The sequence below is a fragment of the Streptomyces sp. SID12488 genome (assembly GCF_010548275.1).
In the GTDB taxonomy this organism is placed as follows: Bacteria; Actinomycetota; Actinomycetes; order Streptomycetales; family Streptomycetaceae; genus Streptomyces.
The window spans coordinates 1-549 of sequence record NZ_JAAGLT010000113.1 but is presented as its reverse complement, the minus strand read 5'-3'; the positions used below and the strand labels follow the sequence as shown (position 1 = coordinate 549).

1 pseudogene is annotated in these 549 nt (G+C 68.1%); it reads right to left on the bottom strand.

What is annotated here, in order from left to right:
- Window positions 1-532: pseudogene (locus tag G3I56_RS45215) on the bottom strand (ABC transporter permease); the annotation flags it as partial.
- Window positions 533-549: the final 17 nt, after the last annotated feature.

Genomic DNA, 549 nt, shown 5'->3' with positions numbered 1-549 from the left:
AGTCGGACGCCACGTTCCCGGTGAAGATCTTCGTGACGGCGAGGTTGGCGCCCTGCAGGATCAGGAACGAGCCCAGGGTGACCAGGAAGCTCGGCAGTCCGGTCTTGATCAGAACCCAGCCGTTGAAGGCGCCCACGGCGAGGGAGACGATCAGGGCGACGAACACGCCGGTCCACACGTTCATCGACAGCTGGAAGCTGAGGATCGCCGCGGTCAGCGCCGAGGTTGTGACCGCGACACCGGCGGACAGGTCGAACTCCCCGCCGATCATCAACAGGGCCACCGGCAACGCCATGATGCCCATCACGGACGCCTGGTAGAGCACCGTCGCCAGCGCGCTGGTCTCCCGGAAGGAAGGCGCCGCCGCGAAGAAGAACAGGTACACACCGATCGCCGCGATCAACGCACCCACCTCGGGGCGGCCGAGCAGCCTGCGCCCCAGGGACCGCTGGTTGGTGCGCCCGTCCTTCTGAGCGGCCGGCGGAGCCGGCGGCGAGGAACTCGCCGCCGGAGCCGTTGCCTGACTCGACATCACCGAGTGCCCTTCGC